This is a genomic window from Novosphingobium sp. AAP93 (assembly GCF_001296055.1).
Lineage (GTDB): Bacteria > Pseudomonadota > Alphaproteobacteria > Sphingomonadales > Sphingomonadaceae > Novosphingobium.
Genome location: NZ_LJHZ01000020.1, coordinates 22,019 through 45,288, shown reverse-complemented (window position 1 = coordinate 45,288; position 23,270 = coordinate 22,019). Strand labels below are relative to the sequence as shown.

Sequence of the window (23,270 nt, the reverse complement as noted above, 5' to 3'; positions counted from 1 at the left end):
ACCTGGCGCGATCAGGCCGCAGGGGTGCTGCATGCTGTTCTGGGCAGCGGATACGAAAATGCCCGCCGGAGTGATCCGGCGGGCGAGGTTTCCGAGGGGGGCATCTTCTTTTGCGGCAAGTCCGCTTCAGCAGGCGCCCTGCCCGCGCAGCACCGATGGGACAGTGAGCAGCAGGATGGTGCAATTGAGGACCAGCGAACGCGAGCGGGCGTAGGCGAGATCGAAGGCAACACGGCGGCGATAGCTCGTCGCGTCCTCGCGTTTGACCTGCCAGAGCCCGGTAATGCCTGGCTTCATGCTGCAATAGACCGCGAAATAGCGGCCATAGCGCACAACCTCCGCCGTGGTGATCGGACGCGGACCGACTAGGCTCATTTCCCCGCGCAGGACGTTGAAAAGCTGCGGCAGCTCATCGAGGCAGCTGCGGCGCAGGAACCGGCCGAGCGGCGTGATGCGCGGGTCGCAGCGCAGCTTGTGCGTTTCGGCCCATTCCGCACGGGCGGCCGGGTCTGCTTCGAGCAGGCGGGAAAGGCGTTCGCCTGCATCCACCGTCATCGAGCGGAACTTGAGACAGCGGAACGGGCGCCCGCCCTGCCCCAGCCGCTGGTGCGCGAAGAGGAGCGGGCCGGGATCGAGCAGCTTGATCGCGAGCGCGATTGCCAGCAGCACCGGCAGGAGCAGCAGCAGCGCAGTGGCCGCAACCGCGATATCGAGCACGCGGATGGCCCGCATATGGCGCGAGGCAGGCGCCGCACGGCGCGGCGGAAGCAGCGGCTCTGGCGGCAAGGGCACGGCCGAAAGCACGCGCGGAGGTGGAACGGGCCGCGCGGCAGGAACAAACGCGGTGGGGGCGGCTTCGGGTGCCCAGGGCTCGACCTGGGCTGGCATGAGGCTGTTCACTGCTCCGGTCTCCATACGAGGCCCGCACGCCGGAAGGGGGCGGCAGTGACGTCATGATGGCGTGCAGTGCAGCACGGGTCAGGCGAGGATGCCCCCGGGACGGTTGGATAAGCGTGCAGCGAAACGCTTGACGCGGGGCCGTTCAGGCGAAGCGGCTGGCGCCCCAGATGATCGCTGCCCAGAGCAGCGCGGAGCTGGCGATCGGGAAGGCGAGGCGGAACCAGCCGGGGTAAAGGTCCTCTGGCACGATGTGTTCCGGAACGGTCAGCTGGAGCAGTTCTGCCTGCAATTGGTGCACTGGCGAACGCGCCGGAACCGCCAGTTCATCGGCAAGACGGGCAGCTGGAGCAGCGGATGGAGGCGCGCCCAGCACATCAGGCGCGGCAGCCTGGGGCATGGCCGAAGCGGCAGGATCGGCGCTTGTGCGGCGCGGCTGGGCAGCGGACATCGGGTACCTCCGCGCGCCAGTCTAGTGCGCAGGGATGAAGCGAGGCTTTCGCGAATCTATGTATTTTTACTTAAGTATATGCAGCGCAACGAAAAATTCATTGCACTGCACAATCACCTCCATCTCGGAGCAGTCTAAGCGCGGTCCGCTTGAGAGAGCGGTTCACCATCGACCGGGTAACCGGCATCAGGGGGAATCACCAGCCAGCGTTCGCCATCGCGCAGCTCGATCCGCGGCGTGACGGTCACGATCGGCGTCGTCAGCGCATGCTCGCGCGCGGCGTGGAAATGGCTGAATTGGGCCAGCCGTTCGAGATTGCGGCGGGTGGGAAAGATGATCTTGATGGCCTTCTCGTCAGCAAGACGCAACGCCTCGGCCGCGCTGGCCCAGAACAGGTGGCGATTCTCGGTAGTGTCCGCGGTCACTTCCACCGCGCCGGTGCCGAGATCGGCGAGATAGAACCGCGTATCGAACACGCGCATGTTGCGATGCCGTGGCCACCACCGCGCGAAGGGCACGAGCGCATCGAAATCGAGCTCCCAATCGAACGCTTCGAGCACATCGGCGAGGCGGCCCGTATCGAGCAGGAGGCGGCGGGCGGCGGCCGCGCGCTCCGCATCGATGGCGCCGACGAGGCCGACGGCGAGGCCGGTTTCCTCCAGCGTCTCGCGAACGGCGGTGATGCGCCCCGCAGCGTCCGCCGGATCGAGCGCGAGGCCGGTGCGCGCCATGAAAGCTTCGGCAAGCTCCCGGTCCGCCGGATCGACCTTGCCGCCGGGAAACACGGTCGCCCCGCCCGCAAAGGCAAGGCTGCCCGAGCGCTCGACCATCAGGATATGGGCAGGTCCGCCGGCAGGATCATGGCGGAACACCACAAGCGTGGCAGCCGGAGTGGCGGGGGCAGCGTCCGCGTGTTCGCCCATGTCGTCGAGTTCGTCCATGACCCGACCATGCTACAGCCTGCGGGGACTTGCCAAGCGCCTCGGCACGCCTTTGCCGCGTTCTCCTCCAAAGTGAGAGGCCTGTCGGCAAACTTTACACGGGGTCGCCCACCGCATACCCGGTTCGGGACGCTTCAAGCGGTTTTTTGGGCCATTCGCCAACTTGGCACGCCCCATGCATAGTCTCTTTTGTCCTGAGAGTGTCTTCCCAGAGGCGGAACCGTTCCCCCCGGTCTCCCGGTTCCGCCTCTCTAGGCTCCCCACCGCCTGACAAGCCCCGCGCGCGGATTTCTCCCCCCACCCACGCGCGGGGCCGGACACTTCCTTCCCCACGACACCGGCTCCTGAAACGAAAAACGCGGCCCCGCATGCTGCGAGGCCGCGTTTTGCCATTCAGCGGGCTTGAAGAATCAGGCCTGCGCGACCTGCGCATCGACCATGAGCTGCTGGAGCTCACCGGCCTGATACATTTCCATCATGATGTCCGACCCGCCGACGAATTCGCCCTTCACATAGAGCTGCGGGATCGTCGGCCAATCGGAGAAGCTCTTGATTCCCTGGCGGATCTCCATGTCCTGCAGCACATCGACCGAGGCATATTCGACACCGAGGTGATCGAGGATGGCAACCGCCTTGCTCGAGAAGCCGCACTGCGGGAACAGCGGCGTCCCCTTCATGAACAGGACGACGTCGTTTGTACCGACGATTTCAGCGATGCGTTGGTTGGTGGACATGGGGCTCTTCCGGATCTTTCGTGACGTTTGCTTGAGAATCAGGTGGGGACGCCGGTGGTCACTTGCAAGGCGTGGAGCACTCCGCCCATCCGCTCACCCAGCGCGCCGTAGACCGCCTTGTGCCGCGCAACGCGGCTGAGACCGGCAAACGAAGCGGCGACGACATGCGCGGCATAGTGATCGCCATCGCCAGCCAGATCGGTGATCGTGACCTCCGCATCGGGAATCGCGGTGCGGATCAGCGCCTCGATTTCGGCGGCGGGCATCGGCATCAGGCGTCGCCCACGATCTGGCGGCGCGCTTCGATCGCCTGTTCGGCCAGCGCGGCGCGGATTTCGGATTCGTCGATCTCGACCTTGGCCATCGTCAGATCGCCGAGCAGCTTGCGCACGACGTCCTCGTCACCGGCTTCCTCGAACTCGGCCTGCACTACGGCGCGGGCATAAGCTTCCGTCTCGGCGGCATCGAGGCCCATGCGCTGCGCTGCCCAGTGACCGAGCAGCTTGTTGCGGCGGGCCTGGATGCGGAACAGGGTATCTTCGTCGTGGGCGAACTTGGCTTCCTCGGCGCGTTCACGGTCCTGGAACGAGGTCATGTCGGGTCTTTCCTGTGGCTTGCGCCCACCTTGGCGGCCGGCTGCTTCACGGATGTGGGATAGTGGCGCGCGGGCATGGCCGCAAGGGTGCTATTGGAGGGCAAGCCCCGTCCATTTCGCGAGGAAGGCAAGCACGTCCGCGCCGCTGGCGATCACTTTGTCGACCGGCTTGCCGGAACCATGGCCAGCCTGCGCCTCGACCCGCAGCAGATGCGGGCGCGCGCCGAGATCGGCGGCCTGCAGCGCGGCGACATATTTGAAGCTGTGCGCGGGCACGACGCGGTCATCGGTATCGGCGGTGGTGACGAGGATCGCCGGGTAATCGCCGCGCGGGCGGATGTTGTGATAAGGCGAATAGGACCTGAGCACGCGCCAGTCCGCCTCGCGCGCGGGGCTGCCGTAGTCGTCGACCCAGAAGCGGCCCGAGGTGAAGCGGTCGAAGCGCAGCATGTCCATCACGCCGACGTCCGGGTTGGCGGCGGCGAACAGGTCCGGGCGCTGGTTGATCACGGCCGCGACGAGCATGCCGCCGTTGGAGCCGCCCTGAATGGCAAGCCCGCCCTTGGCGGAGATGCCTTCCTTGAGCAGGTATTCGCCCGCTGCGATGAAATCGTCGAAGCTGTTCTGCTTGTTGGCGAGGCGCCCGGCATCGTACCAGGCACGGCCAAACTCGCCGCCGCCGCGGATATTGGCCAGCGCGAAGACGCCGCCGGCTTCCAGCCACGCCATGCGAACCGCCGAATAGCCCGGCGTGAGTGCGACATCGAAGCCGCCATAGCCGTAGAGCAGCGTGGGGGCGGCGGTGTTCGACGCGGCAAGGCTGCGCTTTCGCACGACATACATCGGCACGCGGGTGCCGTCCTTCGAGGGGAAGCTGCGCTGATCGACCACGTAGTCGTCAGGATTGAACGGCAGGCGCGGCACGGCAAACGGCGTGGCGGTGCCCGTGCGCGTATCGAGGCGGAAGATCGAGGGCGGCTGGTTGAAGCTGGAGAACTGGTAGAATGTCTCCGGATCGCCCGGGCGGCCCCCGAACCCGCTCGCCGAACCGATCGCGCCGACGGTGATCGCGCGCTTGGGCTGGCCCTTGAGATCGGTGACGACGGCGTAGCTGGAGCCGTGCTGCAAGTAGGACAGGATCAGCCGGTTGCCGACGATGCGCCCGGCATCGAGCGTATCGCTGTTCTCGCCGATTACGACATTGAGCGAGGGGGCCTTTTTGCCCGTCCGATCAAGATCGATGCGCGCGAGCCGGTAGTGCGGCGCGGCGGCATTGGTGATGAACCACAAGCGATCGCCGAGGCCTTCGACGAATTTCCAGTCGTCGGTCATGTCCGGTGCGATTGCGATGGCAGTCCAGTCCTGCGGCTTGCCGCGCTCGAGCGGGATCACGCGGACGGTGCGGCGCGGAAGCGTGCTGGCAGAGGATATGATGATAGCCCAGCGGCCATCCGATGAAACACTGACGCGGTGGTTCCAGTCGCGGTGGTCGGGCGTCGCGAAGACCTTGATGTCAGCGCTTTGCGGAGTGCCGACACGGTGGAACCAGATCGCCTTGTCGAAGACCTGCGCGCGGTATGCCTCGCCTGCGGGCGGCTCGGGATAGCGCGCATAGAGGAACCCGGCATCGCCGACCCAGCCGATCGTTGTATCATTGGCCCATTCGAGCCGGTCATCGAGCATCCGGCCGCTGGACACATCAACCACGCGGACGGTGCGCCAATCGCTGCCGTCGCGCTGCTGGGTGAGCGCAAGGAGATGGCCGCCCGGCGAAGGAACCCAGGCATCCAGCGTGCGCAGGCCCTCCCCGGCTGCAGCTGTCCATGTGTTCGGATCGACGAGCGTGCGGCCTTCACCGGAGAGCCCCTCGCGCACTTGCAGGACAGCCTGGTTCTGCAGCCCGCTGTTGCGCGTGTAGAAATAGCGCCCCCCCGCCTTGCGCGGCAGGCTGAAGCGTTCGTAGGCGAAAAGGCTGCGGATCTTGTCCTTGAGCGCGTCGCGGCCGGGCAGCTCTGCAAGATAGGCCGAGCTCGCCGCGTTCTGCTGCGCGACCCAGCCGGCGACTTCGGGGCTGGAGCGCACGTCCGCCTCAAGCCAGCGATAGGGATCTGCCAGGTCCTCGCCGAACTGGCGCTCGATCAGGGAGTCGCGGCGTGTCGGCGGATAGTGCGGCGCGGAGAAGGCGGTGATGCCCGCGCTGCCAGGCTTGCGCTCGGTCGCGGAGGGCTGGACCGAGGTGGCGGCGGAATAGCTCGACGGGCCGCGAACCGGCGCGGCCAGCGCCTCGGCCTCCTCACGGGCCATGGCCCCCGGTGCCGGCATCAGGAGAGCCAGAACCAGGACCGCCCTTCCGATCCTTCCCGCGATATTCATGTTTTATGGGAGATGTTTAGCACCACCATGGGGTGGTGGGCGAGAGCGAAATTGCACGTGGCGGGACGTAGTGGATTGGCAGGATTTCGGAGGATTTGGCCTTGGCGCACACGTTGTGCGTTGCGGTCCCAACTTAGGTGAGCGCGGTAATACCCGCCGAAATGAAAAGGGCGGAGCCTTGCGGCCCCGCCCCCAGGTTCCCTTGCGGGATCTGGCGGACTCAAGCCGCCTCGAATTCGTCCTCATCCGCGGTCATCACCGGGCCCGAGTCCAGACCCTTGGCGCTGGTGTCGCGGTCGACCAGCTCGATCACGGCGATCGGAGCGGCGTCCGAAGCGCGGTACCCGGCCTTGATGATCCGAGTGTAGCCACCGGCGCGGCCGGCATAGCGTTCGGCCAGCGTGGTGAAGAGCTTGGCGAGCTGCGCGTCGTCAAGCAGGCGGGCGTGCGCGAGGCGGCGGTTCGAAAGGCCGCCATGCTTGCCCAGCGTGATCAGCTTTTCGATGTAGGGCCGCAGTTCGCGCGCCTTGGGCAGCGTGGTGGTGATCTGCTCATGCTTGATGAGCGCGGCCGCCATGTTGCGCATCAGCGCGCGGCGGTGCGAGGATGTACGACCCAGCTTGCGCTGGCCCAGCTTGTGACGCATCGGTCTTCTCCGTTCGTTAGGGGCCCGTATCAGGTAGCCCGTACCAGGCGGTTTTCAGGGGGCACCGCCAATCCACCCTTGCCTCCCATGGGAGGCGAAACCTGTTTTGCGGCCAGACCGTCACGGGAGTGAATCCCGTGACGTCAGACGGCCCGTTGGGCCGCTGGCCGAGCTGGCCGCTATTCCGTCCTCAAGCTACCATTTTGCTTTGCAAAATGTCGCTTGCGGACGGGCGGCTCAGCCAAGCAGCTCCTGCTCGAGCTTCTTGGCCATCTCTTCGATGTTCTCGGGCGGCCAGCCCGGGATGTCCATGCCGAGGCGCAGACCCATCGAGGACAGCACTTCCTTGATTTCGTTGAGCGACTTGCGGCCGAAGTTCGGCGTGCGCAGCATCTCCGCTTCGGTCTTCTGCACGAGATCGCCGATGTAGATGATGTTGTCGTTCTTGAGGCAGTTGGCCGAGCGGACCGACAGTTCCAGTTCGTCCACCTTCTTGAGCAGGTAGCGGTTGAGCTGGTTCGCGTCGCTTTCCTCGGGCGTGTGGACGGCCATGCCGCCACCCATCGCCGGCACGTGGCCGGTGGGCAGCTGGTCGTCGAAGTGCACGAAGAGCGAGAGCTGATCCTGCAGGATGCGGGCGGCATAAGCCACCGCGTCTTCCGGCGTGACGGTGCCGTCGGTTTCGACCGTCAGGCTGAGCTTGTCGTAGTCAAGCTCCTGACCGATACGGGCGTTGTCGATCTTGTAGGAGACCTGACGAACCGGCGAGTAGAGCGAGTCGACCGGGATCAGCCCGATCGGCGCATCGACCGGACGGTTCGACACGGCGGGAACGTAGCCCTTGCCGGTGTCGGCAGTCAGTTCCATGTTGAACGTCGCGCCCTCGTCGAGGTTGCAGATCACGAGGTCCTTGTTCATCACCTCGATGTCGCCGCTGACGGCAATATCGCCGGCCTTCACTTCGCCCGGGCCGGTGGCCGAAAGCTGGAGCCGCTTCGGGCCTTCGCCCTGCATGCGGATGGCGATCTGCTTCACGTTGAGCACGATGTCGGTCACGTCCTCGCGCACGCCGGCGAGCGAGGAGAATTCATGCAGCACGTTCTCGATCTTGATCGAGGTAACCGCTGCGCCCTGCAGCGAGGACAGCAGCACGCGGCGCAGTGCGTTGCCGAGGGTGAGACCGAAGCCACGCTCAAGCGGTTCGGCGACGAAGGTCGCGCGGCGCTTGGCATCGTTGCCGGGCTTGATCTCGAGGGAGTTGGGCTTCTTCAGTTCCTGCCAGTTCTTGATGTTGACAGTCATGGAATTCCCCTAGGGTTTATCGGAGGAGACCGGCCATTGGCGCAAAGGCCAATGCCGGTCAGAAAATCGGGCGGGCGTGAAACGCGGGACGCGCCCCGCGCTGCCGCCCGCCAAAGGCAGGATCAGACGCGGCGACGCTTCGACGGGCGGACGCCGTTGTGCGGAATCGGCGTCACATCGCGGATCGCGGTGATCGTGAAGCCGACCGCCTGCAGCGCGCGCAGCGCGCTTTCGCGGCCCGAACCGGGGCCCTTCACTTCGACTTCGAGCGTGCGCACGCCGTGTTCGGCGGCCTTCTTGCCCGCATCGTCAGCCGCGACCTGCGCGGCATAGGGCGTCGACTTGCGGCTGCCCTTGAAGCCCATCATGCCGGCGGACGACCACGAAATGGCGTTGCCCTGTGCATCGGTGATGGTGATCATGGTGTTGTTGAAGCTGGCGTTGACGTGCGCGACACCACTGGTGATGTTCTTGCGCTCGCGCCGCTTGATACGCTGAGGTTCCCGGGCCATTGTACTGTAATCCTGTCGAGAAATGGTGCTGAGAAGTCGGGGCTAATGCCGCCTTACTTCTTCTTGCCGGCGATCGCCTTGGCCTTGCCCTTGCGGGTGCGGGCGTTGGTGTGGGTGCGCTGGCCGCGAACGGGCAGACCCTTGCGGTGACGCAGGCCGCGGTAGCAGGCGAGGTCCATCAGACGCTTGATGTTCATCGCGGTTTCGCGACGAAGATCGCCTTCCACGGTGTGTTCCGCGTCGATCGTTTCGCGGATCTGGAGCACCTCGGCGTCCGACAGATCCTGCACGCGGCGGGTGTGATCGATGCCGAGCTTGTCGGCGATCAGCTTGGCCTTGTGCGCACCGATACCGTGAATGTAGGTCAGCGCAATGATCACGCGCTTGTTGGTGGGGATATTGACCCCGGCAATACGAGCCACTTGTTTCTCCATGCTCCACAGGGTGATGACGGCAACGCGGGAAGCGCCGGGCCAGACCCCATCTCATCGCGAAACACCCGGTGCACGAAAGCTGCATCGCCAGAAGGAACCCTGAAAAATCCGGGATTCCCAACCGACGGTTTTACCCCTGTCGTATCGAGTGAATGGCGCGCTTAGGACGATTCGGATTATGCGTCAACCATTAAGACGCACCAAAGCGTGGCCCTCGCGCCTCGGGGGCACGGCCGCGGTCAATGACGTCGAGATTATACCGTATCGGACGGCCGAGGTCAAAGGCCGCGTCGTAACGGACCATTTCCGAGAGGCCGCCCCGCTTGTCGTTTCGCCGCGCCCTGCTAGCCTCGGCGCGAGGAATTGGGGGCCTTGCGCGAATGACGGCAGAGATCGACGAGCGCGCGGTGATCCGCAGGATCGCGTGGCGAACGCTGCCGCTGATCCTGCTGAGCTATTTCGTCGCGCTGGTCGATCGCGCCAACATCAGCTTTGCGGCCACGACGATGAACGCCGACCTCGGCTTCAGCGAGACTATCTACGGCATGGGCGCCTCCGCCTTCTTCCTCGGCTATTCGCTGCTCGAAGTGCCGTCCAACCTGCTCCTCGCGCGGTTCGGCGCCCGCGTCTGGCTGGCGCGGATCATGTTGACCTGGGGCCTGATCTCGATTCTCACCGCCTTTGTCCAGACGCCCATGCAATTCTACGCGATGCGCTTTGCACTCGGCGTGGCGGAGGCTGGGTTCTATCCCGGGGTGATCTTCTATCTTTCGAGCTGGTTCCCCGGCGAGCACCGTGCGTGGGCCGTAAGCCGGTTCTACATCGCATTGCCGCTGTCCTACATCGTGATGGGCAGCATCGCCGCGCCGCTGCTGGCGATGCACGGCTGGCTTGGGGTTCACGGCTGGCAGTGGCTGCTTGTGATAGAAGGCCTGCCCTCGGTGCTGCTCGCCATCGTGCTGCTGTTCGCCCTGCCCGACCGGCCAGGTTCGGCGCGCTGGCTGGGCGATGCGGAACGCGGTTGGCTGGAAGGCGTGCTGAAGCGCGAGGCCGAGGCAGCGGGCCCCGCTTCGCACAATATCCTGCGGGCGCTGGCAAACCGGTTCGTGCTGATGCTCGGCCTTGCCAATGCGCTGCTCTATCTGGCCGTCAATGCCGTGGCGTTTTCCGCGCCCAAGCTGCTGGCGCACGGGACCGGGTACGATGTGGCGGGTGTCGGCAGGGTCGTGTCGGCGGGCGGCGTCGCCATGGCGGTCGCGCTTCTGTCGGTGAACCTGCTGGCAGGGCGGACAGTGCCTCGCTCGCTGCTCGCCTATGCGGGGCTGATGCTGACGGCGGCGGCGGGCCTTGCCGTGCTGTGGCTGGGCGGAACGGCAGCGAGCACGATCTGCGGCTATATCGTGTTCCTCGCCGCCGGGCAGACCGCCGGGATGCTGCCGCTGGCCATCGTCAGCCGGCTGGTTCCGGCGGCAGACCGGGCTGCGGGTCTCGCCATGACCAACACCATCGCGCAGGCTGGCGCCTTTTTCGGGCCGCTGCTATGGGGCGTGCTTGCCGACTGGACCGGCAGCTACGCGCTGGGCGTGGCGCTGCTGATCCCCGTGGCAGCCGGTTCGGCGCTGATGGGGCTGGTGGCGCGCCGGGCCAGCCTGGGCTTGTCTCAAGGCTGACCCGGCGCCGCTGTCACACCACGCCGAAGGCCAGCATCGCGTCGGCGACTTTCTTGAAGCCGGCGATATTCGCGCCCTTGACGTAGTCGATATAGCCGCCGCCCTGATCGCCGTAGGTGAGGCAGGACTGGTGGATGCCGAGCATGATGTCCTTGAGCATCTGCTGGAGCTCCTCCTCCTTCCACGAGCGGCGTTCGGAGTTCTGGCTCATCTCGAGGCCCGAGACCGCGACGCCGCCGGCGTTGCTGGCCTTGCCCGGCGCGTAGAGGATCTTCGCGGCCTTGAAGATATGCACGCCGTCAAGGTCGGTGGGCATGTTGGCGCCTTCGGCCACCGCGCGGCAGCCATTGGCGACGAGCATCTTCGCGTCCTCGCCCAGCAGTTCGTTCTGCGTGGCGCAAGGCAGCGCTACATCGCAAGGGACGCCCCACGGCGTCTGGCCCGCAACGAAGGTCGCATTCGGGAACGCGGCGACATAGTCCTCGATCCGGCCGCGGCGGTGGGTCTTGTGTTCCTTGACCCAGTTGATCTTCTCCTGGTCGATCCCGTCCGGATCGTGGATGAAGCCGCCGGAATCGGAGAGCGTGAGCACCTTGCCGCCGAGTTGGACGATCTTTTCCGCCGCATGGGTCGCCACGTTGCCCGAGCCGGAAATGACCGCCGTCTTGCCGGTGAGGTCCTCGCCCTTCGTCGCCAGCATGTTGGCGAGGAAGTAGACCGCGCCGTAGCCGGTCGCCTCGGTGCGGATCAGCGAGCCGCCCCATTCGAGGCCCTTGCCCGTCAGCACGCCGGTGAACTGGTTGGTGATGCGCTTGTACTGGCCGAACATGTAGCCGATCTCGCGCCCGCCCACGCCGATGTCGCCCGCCGGCACGTCGACGTCGGCGCCGATGTGGCGATAGAGTTCGGTCATGAACGACTGGCAGAAGCGCATGATCTCGCGCACGCTCTTGCCCTTCGGATTGAAGTTCGAGCCGCCCTTGCCGCCGCCCATGGGGAGGCCCGTCAGCGCATTCTTGAAGGTCTGCTCGAAGGCGAGGAACTTGAGCACGCTTTCGGTGACGCTGGGATGGAAGCGGATGCCGCCCTTGTAGGGACCGATCGCGTTGTTGTTCTGCACGCGCCAGCCGCGCTGGACGCGGATCTTGCCCGCATCGTCTTCCCAGCAAACGCGGAACGAGACGACGCGGTCAGGCTCGGCAATGCGGCGCAGGATCTGCTGCGCGTGATACTGCTCCTTGTCCGCCATGAAATCGAAGATGTCTTCGGCGACTTCCTGCACCGCCTGGACAAATTCCGGCTGGTACGGATTGCGCTTCTTCACACCTTCCATGAAGGTCGGCAGGTCGACGTGATCGGATACGGCCACAGCATTCTCCCCCTTGCACGAAGCCGGACATCGGCTTCGGGTTTGCGTGCGACCCACCTTGCGGACAGCTCGCCCGCCCGGTCGTGCCCGGCGAGTCGCGCTTGTCCTGTTCGACGTTCTATCCGGTTTTGTTACGAAGGACAGTGCGCCCGCGCACAGCGCGCGGGCTCACGGTTTGGGAGTGGAACCGAGCGCCGCATCGAAGGCGGCATTGGCATCGCGGTGCGCGTCATCCTCGGGATCGGGAGCCTTTGGCGCAGGCTTCTTGACGGGCTTTGGTGCGGGCTTCGCGGCCGCCTTGGCTGGCACCTTGGCAGGCGTGACAGCGGTGGGCTTGGCCGGAGCCATATAGGCGGCCTTGACGGGCGCTTTCGCGGTTTGCGCCGGTGCTGCGGTGGTTTTGGTGGTTGCCGGAGCAGGTTCAGCGCTCGGCTCAGATTTGGGTTCCGGCTTTGCCGATGCCTTGGGTGCGGGTTTGCCGCCCTTGGGAGGCAGGCTGAAACGTTCGGCACCCTTGAGCGGCACGACCGGCACGGCAGGTTCGTCCCTGGCGGGGGCATCGCTGTCCGGCGCAGGTTTGGCCACCGGTTCGGCAACGGGACCCAGCTTTCCGGCCAGGCTGGCGAGCTGCGCTGTCAGCATGCGGTCCACTGCCGGCGCGATTTCATCGACCTTGTAACGCATGAAGCCGCCGACAACGTATTCGAACAGCACGCGCGAGCCTTTCTCGGTGGGCTTGACGGTGATTGTCATCGTCGCCGCCAGCGCCTCGCTCTGCAGCGGGCCGAGCGCACCGGACAGGCGCAGGGCGCGCGGCGGTTCGATGTAGATGACGCGCATGTGCTGCACGCCGCCGGGCTTCTGCGTGACGGGTGCGCCCTCGGGGCGCGGGAGTACTTCGCAGAAACAGCCGCCGACTTGCGGATCGAGCGTCAGGTTGGCGGCGTCGCCCGAAAAGGTGTGCTGGCTCTGCCACCACTGCGCAGGGGTGAGGATGGTCTTCCAGGCATCCGCCGGTGCTGCGGTTACTTCGCTGGCCAGACGGATGACGAAGCCAGTCTCGGTCCGGCTCACCACCTCGGCGCGTGCGGGAGCAGACATGAGAGCAAGCGCTGCCATGCCGAGGCCCAGGCCCCATAGCTCACGCCCGATATCCCGCATGTCCAGCCCCCTGCCTGCGCACCCGCTTAGGTGCCCCGACTTAGGTGCTTATACGAGAATGGCCTCGATGGCACCTGTCACGGCGTCCATATCCGCCATTCCGTCAACCCGGCTGACGATTCCGCGCGCTTCGTAGATCGGGAGGATCGGCGCGGTCTTGGCGCGGTACTCAGCCATGCGCGTGCGCACGGTTTGCTCGTTATCATCCGGGCGGCGCTTGAACTCGTGACCCCCGCACTTGTCGCAGGTGCCGGGGGCGGCCGGCTTCTCGAACCTGTCGTGATAGCCCTTGCCGCAGGTGGCGCAGGTGTAGCGACCGGTGATGCGCTCGACGAGCGCGTCCTCGTCGACTTCGAGCTCGATCACGTGATCGAGTGCACGGCCGCGCGAGGTAAGGATGGCATCGAGCGATTCGGCCTGCGGCGCGGTGCGGGGATAGCCATCGAAGATCGCGCCCATGCCTTCGGGCATGGCATCAAGTTCATCGCCGATCAGCGCCGAGACGATCTCGTCCGAGACGAGTTCGCCGGCTTCCATCACGGCCTTGGCCTTGAGGCCGACCGGCGTGCCGGCCTTGACCGCAGCGCGGAGCATGTCGCCGGTCGAGAGCTGCTTCATGCCATGCCGCTCGACGAGCCGCTGCGCCTGGGTACCCTTGCCGGCTCCCGGCGGTCCCAACAGGATGATGTTCACGCCTGCAATCCCCTCATAACCCGCTCGCTGTCTTTCAAGCTTCCCCGCCCGACCCCCGGGCGGCTGGCTCAGCGCATGCGGCCTTTCAGCTTGGCCTTCTTGATCAGATCCCCGTACTGGTGCGCCAACAGGTGCGACTGGATCTGCGTAATGGTATCCACCGTCACGTTGACCACGATCAGCAGACTGGTGCCGCCGAAGAACAGCGACCCCATGCCGGTTTCCGCCATGATCGCCTCCGGCACCACGCAGACCACGGTGATATAGGCAGCGCCCAGCACGGTGATGCGCGTCAGCACATAGTCGAGATACTTCTCGGTGTTCTTGCCCGGACGAATGCCGGGGATGAACCCGCCGTTGCGCTTCAGATTATCCGCCGTCTCTTCCGGATTGAACACGATCGCGGTGTAGAAGAAGCTGAAGAACACGATCCCGAGCGCGTAGAGCACCATGTAGACCGGCTTGCCGTGGCCAAGGTACTGGTTCAGCACGACGATGAACTGACCCATGGTGCTGTCGGGCGAGACCGAACGACCGGCGAACTGCGTGATCGTCAGCGGCAGCAGCAGCAGCGACGAGGCGAAGATCGGCGGGATCACGCCGGCGGTGTTGAGCTTGAGCGGCAGGTGGCTGCGGTCCGCCGCCATCATCCCGCGCTGGGTGACGCGCTTGGGGTACTGGATCAGCAGGCGGCGCGTGGCGCGCTCGAAGAAGCAGATGCCGATGACGACGCCGATCAGCAGCACGACGATGCCGACGATCAGGAACGGGCTGGTCGCACCGGTGCGGCCCTGCTCGAACAGGTTGCCGAAGAATGTCGGCATCTGGGCGACAATGCCGGCCATGATGATCAGCGACGTGCCGTTGCCGATGCCGCGGCTGGTGATCTGCTCACCCAGCCAGAGCAGGAACATGGTGCCACCGATGAGGCTGATCACCGCACCGATGCGGAAGATGTAGCCGGGATCGACCACTGCCTGAAGGCCGCTCGACGCGCTGAACGCTTCGAGGCCGACGGCGAGGAAGTAGCCCTGGATCGCGGTGAGGAACACCGCGCCGTAGCGGGTGTACTGGTTGAGCTTCTTGCGCCCGCTTTCGCCTTCCTTCTTCAGCGCGGCGAGCGCCGGATGGAGCGAGGACGCGAGCTGCACGACGATCGAGGCGGTGATGTAGGGCATCACGCCCAATGCGATCAGGCTCATGCGCTGGAGCGAGCCGCCCGAAAACGCGTTGAAGATATCGAGCACGCCGCCCTGGGTGCGCTTGTAAAGCTCTTCCAGGATCATCGGATTGACGCCGGGCAGCGGCACGAAGCTCAGGAAGCGGAACACGATAAGCGCGCCCACCGTGAACCAGATGCGCGACTTGAGTTCGGTCGCCTTCGAGAAATTGGCCAGATTGAGCGTGCTGGCGATGTTGTCGGCGCGGGATGCCATGTTCGGGTTTCAAGCCTTGCTGCTGGGCTGACTGCGGCAAAACGCAGTGCCTATGTGGCTAGCCCATATAGGTAGGGTTCGGCAATGTCGAACCCCCGACCCTTCGATTTATCAGCACGAAAGGGCCGCAAAACGCAAACGGGGGGCGGTTATCCACCAGCCCCCCGCGCGTGGTCCTTACTTGGCCTTGTTCGCCTCGCGGCGGGCCGTCTTCTTCTCGTGCTCGCTGGGCTGCGCTTCGGGCAGCGTGACCGAGCCGCCGAGCGCCTCGACCGCAGCGCGCGCACCGGCGCTGACGCCGGCGACGTGGAAGCTGACCTTGGTGGTGAGTTCACCCTTGGCGAGGAGGCGAACGCCATCCTTGCCGCCGCGAGCCAGACCGGCGGCCTTGAGCGCGGCGTGATCGATCACGCCATCGGTCGCGAGCTTGCCGCTGTCGATCGCCTTCTGGATCATGCCGAGGTTCACTTCGGCGTAGTCCTTGGCGAAGATGTTGTTGAAGCCGCGCTTCGGGATGCGCATGTGGAGCGGCATCTGGCCGCCTTCGAACCCGTTGATCGACACGCCCGAACGTGCCTTGGCGCCCTTGACGCCGCGCCCGCCGGTCTTGCCCTTGCCCGAGCCGATGCCGCGGCCAATGCGCATGCGGCCCTTGCGGGCGCCATAGTTGTCGGAGAGTTCGTTAAGCTTGGTCATGGTGTAGCACTCGCTTTCGCTTTGAGTCGCGCTGATGGGAGCGCGGCCCTTAGGCGAAGCGGGAGCGAATGTCACCCCTTGTCATGCGCGCCACGGATCAAGCGATCGCGAACGCCCCTGCTTGCCATAGTCTACGGCGTGCAAAGAGGTCCCTGACAGTAAAGCTTGACGTAGATCTCCCCGCGAACCTGCCAACCGCCTGCGCCCTTGAACCAATGCGCAATGTAGTCTCCGCCATAACGGGTATCTCGCTTGAGCGCGGTCCACGTGCCGAGCTCTGCCGCGCGCTGGCCGTTTTCGGACACGCTTACCCGCTGTGGGGTGCGGATGTAGGTCATGAACGCGGGATCGGCAAAATCACGGGCAAAGGACGCCTGCAGCCCTGCCTTGCCCACCGACGACGTGCCGTTGCTCCAGACAAACACGGCATCATCAGCGAAGACCGGCAAGAATGCAGCCATGTCGTGCGCGCGGATCGCCGCGTTGCTGCGCGCACGCAGAGCGCGGATCGCCTCGCCATCGGCGGCAAAGGCGGGCGGGGTCGCGGTCCCCGGATCAATGTCGGAAGCGGCGGCGATCCGCCAAGTCCCCTGCCGCTTGACCCAGGTGTCGGTGAACACCCGGCGCAGCGGCTTCAATTCGGGCGCGGGTCCCCGCTCACTTTCGTGGCCCTGCGCGATCGCGGTATCGCCATAGAACCGCACCTTCAGGTCATCGACGCGGTCGAAGGTGTTGTTTGGCCCTTCACTCACCCACTGCAGGGCCTGTTTCTTGTCATAGAGCGTCCCGGACGCCTTGACGCCCATGAAGTCGTCATCAAGCAACCGGTCGAGCGTGGCGGCATCGCCTGTGACAAATGCACCGCCGAATGCGTCCTCGCCGCGGGTAATCGCCGCAAGATCGTCGGACGCGAACGGCGGTGCTGCGCCCGCCAATGCCAGAACTGCCGCCACGGCGATGGCCCATGTGCCAAGCGAGCGTATGTTTTGCGCTGCAACCACCCGTTACCCCTGCCGTCTCTTTCGCAATCGGACGTGCATTCTAACGGCGGTGTCGGGCTTGGCAATCGACGCGCCGACGCCGGATACCACGAAAAAGCCCCCGGCATTGCTGCCGAGGGCCTTGTCTGCTTGCACACTGCGTCTTCTGGCGCGATGGCCGCGCGGTCAGTCGACCACCGCCACCATGTGCGGAAGCTTCGCGATGGCACCGCGCACTTCGGCGGTGTCTTCCAGCTCGACGACGCGGTGCATCTTGCCCAGACCGAGACCGATGAGGATCTTCTTCTGGCTTTCGGGGCGACGGATCGGCGAGCCGATCTGCTTGAGCTTGATCTTGGCCATGGTTCTTACTCCACGATCGCCGCGGCTTCCGCCTCGGCTTCAGCAGCAACCGCACCGCCACGACCGAGCAGGTCGGCAATCTTCTTGCCGCGACGCTGCGCAACCGACTTGGGGCTGGTCTGATCGGTGAGCGCGTCGAACGTCGCGCGGATCATGTTGTAGGGGTTCGAGGTGCCGACCGACTTGGTCACCACGTCAGCCACGCCGAGGCTCTCGAAGACGGCGCGCATCGGACCACCGGCGATGATGCCGGTACCGGCGGGCGCCGAACGGACGTTCACCTTGCCAGCGCCGAAACGACCCTTGCCGTCATGGTGCAGGGTACGGCCTTCCTTGAGCGGAACGCGGACCATGGTCTTCTTGGCCGAAGCGGTCGCCTTGGTGATGGCTTCCGGCACTTCGCGGGCCTTGCCATGACCGAAGCCGACACGGCCCTTGCCATCGCCGACCACGACGAGCGCGGCGAAACCGAAGCGCTTGCCGCCCTTCACGGTCTTGGAGACGCGGTTGATGTGGACGAGCTTCTCGATCAGCTCCTCGCCGCCTTCCTCGTCACGGTTGCCGCGACCGCGATCATCGCGGCGGCCACGGCCACCACGTTCGCCGCCGCGGTCATTGCCGCCACGACCACGACCACGGTCACCACGACCACGACCCTCGCGGGGCGCGTCGGTGGCCACATCGGCGCCGGCAGCGCCTTCCAGAACGGTTTCGTCAGCCATCTTAGAACTCCAGCCCGTTTTCGCGGGCAGCGTCGGCCAGCGCCTTGACGCGGCCGTGGAACAGGAAGCCGCCGCGATCGAACACGACGGTGGTGATGCCGGCAGCCTTGGCGCGTTCGGCAATGTCCTTGCCCACCTGCGCGGCGGCATCAACCGTGGCGCCGATCGCCTTCTGGCCCTTCACAAGGCTGGAAGCGGCGGCGAGGGTCTTGCCCGCGGCGTCGTCGATGATCTGCGCGTAGATGTGACGGCCGGAGCGGTGCACCGACAGCCGGGGACGGCCGCCGGAACGAGCCTTGAGCGCGGTACGGACGCGCTGGCGGCGGCGATCGAAGAGCGAGAGCTTGGCCATTACTTCTTCTTCCCTTCCTTGCGGAAGATGAACTCGCCGGCGTACTTGATACCCTTGCCCTTGTAGGGTTCGGGCTTGCGCCAGCGACGGATCTCGGCGGCCACCTGGCCAACCTTCTGCTTGTCGATACCCGAGATCAGCACGGTGGTGTTGTCCGGGGTCTTGATCTCGATCCCATCGGGGATCGCGTAATCGACATCGTGGCTGTAGCCGAGCTGCAGCTTCAGGGTCTTGCCCTGCGAGTTGGCGCGGTAGCCAACGCCGGTGATGTTCAGGGTCTTGGTGTACCCTTCCGTCACGCCGACAACCAGGTTGTCGACCAGCGTGCGCTGCATGCCCCAGAACGCGCGGGCGGACTTGGTGTCGTTCGCCGGCTTCACGATGATGGCATTGCCATCAACGGTATAGCTGATTTCGTCGCGCATGGTCAGCGTGAGAGTGCCCTTGGGGCCCTTCACGGTGATCACGCCGTTCGCGATATCCGCGGTGACGCCGCTCGGGATCGTCACCGGCTTCTTGCCGATGCGGCTCATCAGAACACCTCCGCCAGCACTTCGCCGCCGACGTTGGCAGCGCGTGCTTCGGCATCCGAAAGCACGCCCTTCGGCGTCGAGACGATGGTGATGCCAAGGCCGTTGCGGACCACCGGGAGTTCCTTGGAACCCGAGTAGACGCGGCGGCCCGGCTTCGAGACGCGGGCCACGTGCTTGATCGCCGGCTGGCCTTCGAAATACTTCAGCTCGATGCGCAGCTGCGGGTGGGCGCCGGTGGCGTCCTCGCTGAAGCCGCGAATGTAGCCCTCGCGCTGGAGAACTTCGAGCACGTGGAGACGCAGCTTGGAAGCGGGCGAAAGGACCGAGTCCTTCTTCGCCTGCTGGCCGTTGCGGATGCGGGTGAGCATATCACCCAGGGGATCGGTCAATGCCATCTCGTGATCCTTACCAGCTCGACTTGGTCACGCCGGGGATCATCCCCTTGTTGGCGAGATCGCGCAGCTCGACGCGGCAGAGGCCGAACTTGCGGTAGTAGCCGCGCGGACGACCGGTGGTGTTGCAGCGGTTGCGAACGCGGGTCGGGTTCGCGTTGCGCGGCAGCTCGGCCATCTTGAGGCGGGCGATGAGGCGCTCGGTTTCATCGAGCTTCTCATCGTCTGCGACGGCCTTCAGCGCAGCGTACTTCGCCGCGTACTTCTGAACGAGCTTCTTGCGACGCTCATTCTTGTTGATGGAACTCAGTTTCGCCATGGACTTAAGCTCTCTTCTTCAAAACCATTGGCGAGCCTTTCGGGGCTCGAGCCGGAAAATCCTCAGGCGGCCTTCTGCTCTTCAGCAGCGTCGCGCGGGAACGGGAAACCGAACAGGCGGAGCAGCTCGCGCGCTTCGTCGTCGGTCTTGGCGGTGGTGGTGACGATGATGTCCATCCCGCGCACCTTCTCGATCTGGTCGTAGCTGATCTCCGGGAAGATGATCTGCTCCTTCAGACCCATCGCGTAGTTGCCGCGCCCGTCGAACGACTTGGGGTTAAGGCCCCGGAAGTCGCGGATGCGGGGCATCGCGATGGTGATGAGACGGTCGAGGAATTCGTACATCCGTTCGCGGCGCAGGGTCACCTTGCAACCGATCGGCATGCCTTCACGCAGCTTGAACTGCGCGATCGACTTCTTCGCCTTGGTGATCACCGGCTTCTGACCCGAGATGAGTTCCATCTCGGCAGCAGCCGTGGTGACCTTCTTCTTGTCCTGGCTCGCCTCGCCCACGCCCATGTTGAGCGTGATCTTCTCGATCTTCGGAATTTCCATGTGGTTCGCGTAGCCGAACTTGGCCTGCATCGCGGCAGCGATTTCGGCTTCGTACTTGGCCTTCATGCGGGGCACGTACTTGTCAGCCATCGATCGTCTCCCCGGTCTTCACGGCCACGCGGACCTTCTTGCCGTCCTTCGTTTCGAAGCGCACGCGGGTCGGCTTGCCGTCCTTGCCGGCAAGGCCCACCTTCGAGATGTGCAGCGGAGCCTCGCGGCGGTCGATGCCGCCCTGCGGGTTCTCCTGGGTCGGCTTGCGGTGGCGCGCGGCGATGTTCACGCCGGCCACGACAACCTTGTCTTCCTTGGGCATGACCTGCAGCACGGTGCCCGTGCGGCCCTTGTCCTTGCCCGAACGGACGACGACGCTGTCACCCTTCTTGATCTTGGCAGCCGACATTACAGCACCTCCGGCGCAAGGCTGATGATCTTCATGAAGCCGCGGGCGCGCAGTTCACGCACCACGGGGCCGAAGATACGGGTGCCGATCGGCTCTTCGTTCTTGCCGACGAGCACGGCGGCGTTGGTGTCGAAGCGGATCACGCTGCCATCGGCGCGGCGCACATCCTTGCGGGTACGCACGATCACCGCACGGTGCACGTCGCCCTTCTTGACGCGGGCACGCGGCTGCGCTTCCTTGATCGACACGACGATCACATCGCCGACGCTGGCGAAACGACGCTTCGACCCGCCCAGCACCTTGATGCACTGGACGCGCTTCGCGCCGCTGTTGTCAGCGACTTCGAGATTGGACTGCATCTGGATCATTGATCCGGTTCCTTCTCACTGGCTTGCCGGAACCAGTCCGGCAGTTCCAAAACTGTTGTCGACTTTAGACGTCGGCTTCGATCGCGGCGGTCTTGCCGGCCTGCACGCGGTCGACGACCTTCCACGTCTTCAGCTTCGAGATCGGCGCGGTCTCTTCGATGCGCACGGTCTCGCCGGCCTTGAACGAGTTGGTCTCGTCGTGGGCGTGGTACTTCTTCGAGCGGCGGATGATCTTCCCGTAGAGCGGGTGCTTCACCTTGCGCTCGACCTTGACCACCACGGTCTTGTCGGTCTTGTCCGAGACGATCGTCCCGATCAGAATACGCTTGGGCATAGTCTCTTCCTTACGCCTTGGCCGACTGAGAACGCTCAGTCTGCAGCGTCTTGATACGGGCGATGTCGCGGCGGACTTCGCGGATGCGGGCCGGGCGCTCGAGCTGGTTGGTCGCCGCCTGGAAGCGCAGGTTGAACTGCTCGCGCTTCAGTTCGACAAGGTCAGCCTGGAGCTGGTCGTCGGACTTGACGCGCAGATCTTCAAACTTTGCTTTGCTCTGGGCCATCATTCGCCTCCGAGGTGCGAGGTGTCGCCGAGGCGGGCAACGACCTTGGTCTTGATCGGCAGCTTCATCGCGGCGCGGCTGAACGCTTCTGCCGCGAGCGGGCCGGCAACGCCGTCAAGCTCGAACAGGATGCGACCCGGCTTCACGCGGGCTGCCCAGTATTCGATCGAACCCTTGCCCTTGCCCTGACGGACTTCGGCAGGCTTCTTCGACACCGGCACATCCGGGAACACGCGGATCCAGAGACGACCCTGGCGCTTGATGTGGCGGGTGATCGCACGGCGGGCCGCTTCGATCTGGCGAGCGGTAACCCGCTCCGGCTCGAGCGCCTTGAGGCCGTACGAACCGAAGTTGAGGTCCGTGCCACCCTTGGCGTCGCCCTTGATCCGGCCCTTGAAGGCCTTGCGGAACTTGGTCTTTTTCGGTTGCAGCATGGTTCTGTACCTACCTTAGCGCGCCGGGCGGACGCCGGAGGTTTGAGCCTCCATCATCAGCCGGTCCTGCGCCATGGGATCGTGCCCAAGGATTTCGCCCTTGAAGATCCAGGTCTTGATGCCGATCACGCCATAGGCGGTGTGCGCCACGGCTTCGGCATAATCGATGTTCGCGCGCAGCGTGTGGAGCGGCACGCGGCCTTCGCGGTACCACTCGACGCGGGCGATTTCCGCACCGCCGAGACGGCCACCGCAAGTGATCTTGATGCCTTCGGCACCGAGACGGAGCGCCGACTGCACCGCGCGCTTCATCGCACGGCGGAACGCCACGCGGCGAACGAGCTGATCGGCAATACCCTGCGCAACGAGCTTGGAATCGATTTCCGGCTTGCGGATCTCGACGATGTTCAGCTTGACGTCGCCGGCAGTCATCTTCGCGAGCTGGCTGCGCAGCTTCTCGATGTCCGCACCCTTCTTGCCGATGATGACGCCCGGACGGGCGGCATAGATCGACACGCGGCAGGTCTTGGCCGGACGCTCGATGACGACCTTGGAGATCGCTGCCTGCGGCAGGTGCTCCATGATGAACTTGCGCATGGCAAGGTCTTCACGCAGCAGCGTCTGGTAGTTGCGGCCTTCCGCGTACCAGCGGCTATCCCAGGTGCGGTTGATCTGCAGGCGCAGACCGATGGGGTTCGACTTGTGACCCATGATCAGGCCTCCTCACCAGTAGCCGCTTCGCGAACCACGATCCGCAGGCGCGAGATCGGCTTCAGGATGCGGGTGGACTTGCCGCGACCACGGGTGTGGAAGCGCTTCATCGTGATCGACTTGCCAACCGAAGCCTCGGCGACGACGAGCGCGTCGACATCGAGGTTGTGGTTGTTCTCGGCGTTGGCGATCGCCGAGGCGAGCACCTTGCGCGCGTCGACAGCCATCGCCTTCTTCGAGAAGGCGAGGATGTTCATCGCGTCTTCAGCGCGCTTGCCGCGGATCAGGCCGGCAACGAGGTTCAGCTTCTGGGCCGAGCCGCGGATCTGCGTGCCGACCGAGAGCGCTTCGTTGTCTGCAACGCGGCGCGGGGACTTGGGCTTACCCATTAGCGCTTGCCCTTCTTGTCAGCGGCGTGGCCGGGGAACGTGCGCGTCGGCGCGAATTCACCAAGCTTGTGGCCGACCATCTCTTCGTTGACCGAGACGGGGATGAACTTGTGCCCGTTGTAGACGTTGAACGTCAGACCAACGAACTGCGGGAGAATGGTCGAACGACGCGACCAGGTCTTGATCGGACCTGCACGCGAACCAGCATCCTGAGCCACTTCGGCCTTCTTCAGGAGGTGCAGGTCGACGAAGGGTCCCTTCCAGACGGAACGTGCCATGGGGT

33 protein-coding genes are annotated in these 23,270 nt (G+C 65.0%); 1 reads left to right on the top strand and 32 read right to left on the bottom strand.

Features of this window, described 5'->3' with window-relative positions:
• Positions 1-126: 126 nt before the first annotated feature.
• The 11 genes from IP83_RS19515 to rpsM all read right to left on the bottom strand — a co-directional run bounded on the left by IP83_RS19515 (position 127) and on the right by rpsM (position 8,873).
• Positions 127-900, bottom strand: coding sequence for a sugar transferase (locus IP83_RS19515; RefSeq protein ID WP_369816995.1), 774 nt, complete (start codon positions 898-900; stop codon positions 127-129).
• Between the two features lie 142 nt (positions 901-1,042).
• Positions 1,043-1,348, bottom strand: coding sequence for a hypothetical protein (locus IP83_RS04940; protein ID WP_054121099.1), 306 nt, complete (start codon positions 1,346-1,348; stop codon positions 1,043-1,045).
• Positions 1,349-1,482: 134 nt separating this feature from the next.
• On the bottom strand, positions 1,483-2,289 hold the full coding sequence (locus IP83_RS04935) for an NUDIX domain-containing protein (protein ID WP_231624908.1): 807 nt from the start codon (positions 2,287-2,289) through the stop codon (positions 1,483-1,485).
• A gap of 410 nt (positions 2,290-2,699) precedes the next feature.
• The gene (gene grxD, locus IP83_RS04930) at positions 2,700-3,023 is read right to left on the bottom strand and encodes a Grx4 family monothiol glutaredoxin (RefSeq protein ID WP_054121098.1); all 324 of its coding nucleotides are present in this window, start codon (positions 3,021-3,023) and stop codon (positions 2,700-2,702) included.
• Between the two features lie 38 nt (positions 3,024-3,061).
• Entirely contained in the window at positions 3,062-3,295 is a 234-nt protein-coding gene (locus tag IP83_RS04925) for a BolA/IbaG family iron-sulfur metabolism protein (protein WP_054121097.1), read from the bottom strand.
• Positions 3,295-3,618, bottom strand: a complete 324-nt coding sequence (locus IP83_RS04920) for a DUF1476 domain-containing protein (protein WP_054121096.1) — start codon at positions 3,616-3,618, stop codon at positions 3,295-3,297. Before IP83_RS04920 ends, IP83_RS04925 begins: the two co-directional genes overlap by 1 nt.
• A gap of 90 nt (positions 3,619-3,708) precedes the next feature.
• Positions 3,709-5,922 carry a prolyl oligopeptidase family protein gene (locus tag IP83_RS04915; protein WP_082364488.1) on the bottom strand — a complete coding sequence of 738 codons (2,214 nt, stop codon included), beginning with the start codon at positions 5,920-5,922 and terminating at the stop codon, positions 3,709-3,711.
• A 289-nt stretch (positions 5,923-6,211) separates the two neighbouring features.
• Positions 6,212-6,637, bottom strand: coding sequence for a 50S ribosomal protein L17 (gene rplQ, locus IP83_RS04910; RefSeq protein ID WP_054121095.1), 426 nt, complete (start codon positions 6,635-6,637; stop codon positions 6,212-6,214).
• Between the two features lie 237 nt (positions 6,638-6,874).
• Complete coding sequence (locus IP83_RS04905; protein ID WP_054121094.1) at positions 6,875-7,939, bottom strand: DNA-directed RNA polymerase subunit alpha; 1,065 nt, start codon at positions 7,937-7,939, stop codon at positions 6,875-6,877.
• Between the two features lie 122 nt (positions 7,940-8,061).
• The gene (gene rpsK, locus IP83_RS04900; protein ID WP_008065643.1) at positions 8,062-8,451 is read right to left on the bottom strand and encodes a 30S ribosomal protein S11; all 390 of its coding nucleotides are present in this window, start codon (positions 8,449-8,451) and stop codon (positions 8,062-8,064) included.
• A 53-nt stretch (positions 8,452-8,504) separates the two neighbouring features.
• A complete protein-coding gene (gene rpsM / locus IP83_RS04895) occupies positions 8,505-8,873 on the bottom strand; it encodes a 30S ribosomal protein S13 (RefSeq protein ID WP_054121125.1) in 369 nt (122 codons plus the stop codon).
• Between the two features lie 392 nt (positions 8,874-9,265).
• On the opposite strand from rpsM, the gene IP83_RS04890 reads away from it, so the two are divergent.
• Positions 9,266-10,555: an MFS transporter gene (locus IP83_RS04890; RefSeq protein WP_054121093.1), complete on the top strand. Its 1,290-nt coding sequence runs from the start codon at positions 9,266-9,268 to the stop codon at positions 10,553-10,555.
• Between the two features lie 13 nt (positions 10,556-10,568).
• Here IP83_RS04890 and gdhA read toward each other — a convergent pair whose 3' ends face one another.
• From gdhA to rpsS, 21 genes are all read right to left on the bottom strand, one after another.
• The gene (gene gdhA, locus IP83_RS04885) at positions 10,569-11,924 is read right to left on the bottom strand and encodes an NADP-specific glutamate dehydrogenase (RefSeq protein WP_054121092.1); all 1,356 of its coding nucleotides are present in this window, start codon (positions 11,922-11,924) and stop codon (positions 10,569-10,571) included.
• A 168-nt stretch (positions 11,925-12,092) separates the two neighbouring features.
• A complete protein-coding gene (locus IP83_RS20445) occupies positions 12,093-13,085 on the bottom strand; it encodes an SRPBCC domain-containing protein (protein ID WP_197274277.1) in 993 nt (330 codons plus the stop codon).
• Between the two features lie 48 nt (positions 13,086-13,133).
• On the bottom strand, positions 13,134-13,778 hold the full coding sequence (locus tag IP83_RS04875) for an adenylate kinase (protein ID WP_054121091.1): 645 nt from the start codon (positions 13,776-13,778) through the stop codon (positions 13,134-13,136).
• A 68-nt stretch (positions 13,779-13,846) separates the two neighbouring features.
• Entirely contained in the window at positions 13,847-15,214 is a 1,368-nt protein-coding gene (gene secY / locus IP83_RS04870; protein WP_054121090.1) for a preprotein translocase subunit SecY, read from the bottom strand.
• Positions 15,215-15,391: 177 nt separating this feature from the next.
• Complete coding sequence (gene rplO / locus IP83_RS04865; RefSeq protein ID WP_054121089.1) at positions 15,392-15,910, bottom strand: 50S ribosomal protein L15; 519 nt, start codon at positions 15,908-15,910, stop codon at positions 15,392-15,394.
• A 131-nt stretch (positions 15,911-16,041) separates the two neighbouring features.
• Positions 16,042-16,911, bottom strand: a complete 870-nt coding sequence (locus tag IP83_RS04860; RefSeq protein ID WP_082364487.1) for a nuclear transport factor 2 family protein — start codon at positions 16,909-16,911, stop codon at positions 16,042-16,044.
• A 165-nt stretch (positions 16,912-17,076) separates the two neighbouring features.
• A complete protein-coding gene (gene rpmD / locus IP83_RS04855; RefSeq protein ID WP_054121087.1) occupies positions 17,077-17,253 on the bottom strand; it encodes a 50S ribosomal protein L30 in 177 nt (58 codons plus the stop codon).
• Positions 17,254-17,258: 5 nt separating this feature from the next.
• Positions 17,259-17,975, bottom strand: coding sequence for a 30S ribosomal protein S5 (gene rpsE / locus IP83_RS04850; RefSeq protein WP_054121086.1), 717 nt, complete (start codon positions 17,973-17,975; stop codon positions 17,259-17,261).
• A 1-nt stretch (position 17,976) separates the two neighbouring features.
• Positions 17,977-18,327, bottom strand: a complete 351-nt coding sequence (rplR, locus tag IP83_RS04845; protein ID WP_054121085.1) for a 50S ribosomal protein L18 — start codon at positions 18,325-18,327, stop codon at positions 17,977-17,979.
• On the bottom strand, positions 18,327-18,860 hold the full coding sequence (rplF, locus tag IP83_RS04840; protein ID WP_054121084.1) for a 50S ribosomal protein L6: 534 nt from the start codon (positions 18,858-18,860) through the stop codon (positions 18,327-18,329). The genes rplR and rplF overlap by 1 nt, the downstream gene beginning before the upstream one ends.
• Positions 18,860-19,255, bottom strand: a complete 396-nt coding sequence (gene rpsH / locus IP83_RS04835; protein WP_054121083.1) for a 30S ribosomal protein S8 — start codon at positions 19,253-19,255, stop codon at positions 18,860-18,862. The genes rplF and rpsH overlap by 1 nt, the downstream gene beginning before the upstream one ends.
• A gap of 10 nt (positions 19,256-19,265) precedes the next feature.
• Entirely contained in the window at positions 19,266-19,571 is a 306-nt protein-coding gene (gene rpsN, locus IP83_RS04830) for a 30S ribosomal protein S14 (RefSeq protein ID WP_054121082.1), read from the bottom strand.
• 62 nt (positions 19,572-19,633) lie between these two features.
• Complete coding sequence (gene rplE, locus IP83_RS04825) at positions 19,634-20,215, bottom strand: 50S ribosomal protein L5 (protein WP_054121081.1); 582 nt, start codon at positions 20,213-20,215, stop codon at positions 19,634-19,636.
• On the bottom strand, positions 20,208-20,525 hold the full coding sequence (rplX, locus tag IP83_RS04820; protein ID WP_054121080.1) for a 50S ribosomal protein L24: 318 nt from the start codon (positions 20,523-20,525) through the stop codon (positions 20,208-20,210). Before rplX ends, rplE begins: the two co-directional genes overlap by 8 nt.
• The gene (gene rplN / locus IP83_RS04815) at positions 20,525-20,893 is read right to left on the bottom strand and encodes a 50S ribosomal protein L14 (protein WP_054121079.1); all 369 of its coding nucleotides are present in this window, start codon (positions 20,891-20,893) and stop codon (positions 20,525-20,527) included. The genes rplX and rplN overlap by 1 nt, the downstream gene beginning before the upstream one ends.
• Positions 20,894-20,957: 64 nt before the next feature.
• Complete coding sequence (gene rpsQ / locus IP83_RS04810; RefSeq protein WP_054121078.1) at positions 20,958-21,227, bottom strand: 30S ribosomal protein S17; 270 nt, start codon at positions 21,225-21,227, stop codon at positions 20,958-20,960.
• A gap of 10 nt (positions 21,228-21,237) precedes the next feature.
• Entirely contained in the window at positions 21,238-21,456 is a 219-nt protein-coding gene (gene rpmC / locus IP83_RS04805) for a 50S ribosomal protein L29 (protein WP_304437615.1), read from the bottom strand.
• Positions 21,453-21,887 (bottom strand): 50S ribosomal protein L16, encoded by a 435-nt coding sequence (rplP, locus tag IP83_RS04800; RefSeq protein ID WP_054121077.1) that lies wholly within the window; start codon positions 21,885-21,887, stop codon positions 21,453-21,455. The genes rpmC and rplP overlap by 4 nt, the downstream gene beginning before the upstream one ends.
• A 15-nt stretch (positions 21,888-21,902) precedes the next feature.
• A complete protein-coding gene (gene rpsC, locus IP83_RS04795) occupies positions 21,903-22,598 on the bottom strand; it encodes a 30S ribosomal protein S3 (protein WP_054121076.1) in 696 nt (231 codons plus the stop codon).
• Positions 22,599-22,600: 2 nt separating this feature from the next.
• Entirely contained in the window at positions 22,601-22,987 is a 387-nt protein-coding gene (gene rplV / locus IP83_RS04790) for a 50S ribosomal protein L22 (protein ID WP_054121075.1), read from the bottom strand.
• Positions 22,987-23,265: a 30S ribosomal protein S19 gene (rpsS, locus tag IP83_RS04785; protein ID WP_054121074.1), complete on the bottom strand. Its 279-nt coding sequence runs from the start codon at positions 23,263-23,265 to the stop codon at positions 22,987-22,989. Before rpsS ends, rplV begins: the two co-directional genes overlap by 1 nt.
• Positions 23,266-23,270 lie beyond the last annotated feature (5 nt).

Coding starts and splice junctions, on each gene's coding strand:
- IP83_RS04940 (WP_054121099.1), bottom strand. CDS start 1,348: ATGTCCGCTGCCCAGCCGCGCCGCACAAGCGCCGATCCTGCCGCTTCG.
- IP83_RS04935 (WP_231624908.1), bottom strand. CDS start 2,289: ATGGACGAACTCGACGACATGGGCGAACACGCGGACGCTGCCCCCGCC.
- grxD (WP_054121098.1), bottom strand. CDS start 3,023: ATGTCCACCAACCAACGCATCGCTGAAATCGTCGGTACAAACGACGTC.
- IP83_RS04925 (WP_054121097.1), bottom strand. CDS start 3,295: ATGCCGATGCCCGCCGCCGAAATCGAGGCGCTGATCCGCACCGCGATT.
- IP83_RS04920 (WP_054121096.1), bottom strand. CDS start 3,618: ATGACCTCGTTCCAGGACCGTGAACGCGCCGAGGAAGCCAAGTTCGCC.
- IP83_RS04915 (WP_082364488.1), bottom strand. CDS start 5,922: ATGGCCCGTGAGGAGGCCGAGGCGCTGGCCGCGCCGGTTCGCGGCCCG.
- rplQ (WP_054121095.1), bottom strand. CDS start 6,637: ATGCGTCACAAGCTGGGCCAGCGCAAGCTGGGTCGTACATCCTCGCAC.
- IP83_RS04905 (WP_054121094.1), bottom strand. CDS start 7,939: ATGACTGTCAACATCAAGAACTGGCAGGAACTGAAGAAGCCCAACTCC.
- rpsK (WP_008065643.1), bottom strand. CDS start 8,451: ATGGCCCGGGAACCTCAGCGTATCAAGCGGCGCGAGCGCAAGAACATC.
- IP83_RS04890 (WP_054121093.1), top strand. CDS start 9,266: ATGACGGCAGAGATCGACGAGCGCGCGGTGATCCGCAGGATCGCGTGG.
- IP83_RS20445 (WP_197274277.1), bottom strand. CDS start 13,085: ATGCGGGATATCGGGCGTGAGCTATGGGGCCTGGGCCTCGGCATGGCA.
- secY (WP_054121090.1), bottom strand. CDS start 15,214: ATGGCATCCCGCGCCGACAACATCGCCAGCACGCTCAATCTGGCCAAT.
- rplO (WP_054121089.1), bottom strand. CDS start 15,910: ATGACCAAGCTTAACGAACTCTCCGACAACTATGGCGCCCGCAAGGGC.
- rpmD (WP_054121087.1), bottom strand. CDS start 17,253: ATGGCCAAGATCAAGCTCAAGCAGATCGGCTCGCCGATCCGTCGCCCC.
- rpsE (WP_054121086.1), bottom strand. CDS start 17,975: ATGGCTGACGAAACCGTTCTGGAAGGCGCTGCCGGCGCCGATGTGGCC.
- rplR (WP_054121085.1), bottom strand. CDS start 18,327: ATGGCCAAGCTCTCGCTCTTCGATCGCCGCCGCCAGCGCGTCCGTACC.
- rplF (WP_054121084.1), bottom strand. CDS start 18,860: ATGAGCCGCATCGGCAAGAAGCCGGTGACGATCCCGAGCGGCGTCACC.
- rpsH (WP_054121083.1), bottom strand. CDS start 19,255: ATGGCATTGACCGATCCCCTGGGTGATATGCTCACCCGCATCCGCAAC.
- rpsN (WP_054121082.1), bottom strand. CDS start 19,571: ATGGCGAAACTGAGTTCCATCAACAAGAATGAGCGTCGCAAGAAGCTC.
- rplE (WP_054121081.1), bottom strand. CDS start 20,215: ATGGCTGACAAGTACGTGCCCCGCATGAAGGCCAAGTACGAAGCCGAA.
- rplX (WP_054121080.1), bottom strand. CDS start 20,525: ATGTCGGCTGCCAAGATCAAGAAGGGTGACAGCGTCGTCGTCCGTTCG.
- rplN (WP_054121079.1), bottom strand. CDS start 20,893: ATGATCCAGATGCAGTCCAATCTCGAAGTCGCTGACAACAGCGGCGCG.
- rpsQ (WP_054121078.1), bottom strand. CDS start 21,227: ATGCCCAAGCGTATTCTGATCGGGACGATCGTCTCGGACAAGACCGAC.
- rpmC (WP_304437615.1), bottom strand. CDS start 21,456: ATGATGGCCCAGAGCAAAGCAAAGTTTGAAGATCTGCGCGTCAAGTCC.
- rplP (WP_054121077.1), bottom strand. CDS start 21,887: ATGCTGCAACCGAAAAAGACCAAGTTCCGCAAGGCCTTCAAGGGCCGG.
- rpsC (WP_054121076.1), bottom strand. CDS start 22,598: ATGGGTCACAAGTCGAACCCCATCGGTCTGCGCCTGCAGATCAACCGC.
- rplV (WP_054121075.1), bottom strand. CDS start 22,987: ATGGGTAAGCCCAAGTCCCCGCGCCGCGTTGCAGACAACGAAGCGCTC.
- rpsS (WP_054121074.1), bottom strand. CDS start 23,265: ATGGCACGTTCCGTCTGGAAGGGACCCTTCGTCGACCTGCACCTCCTG.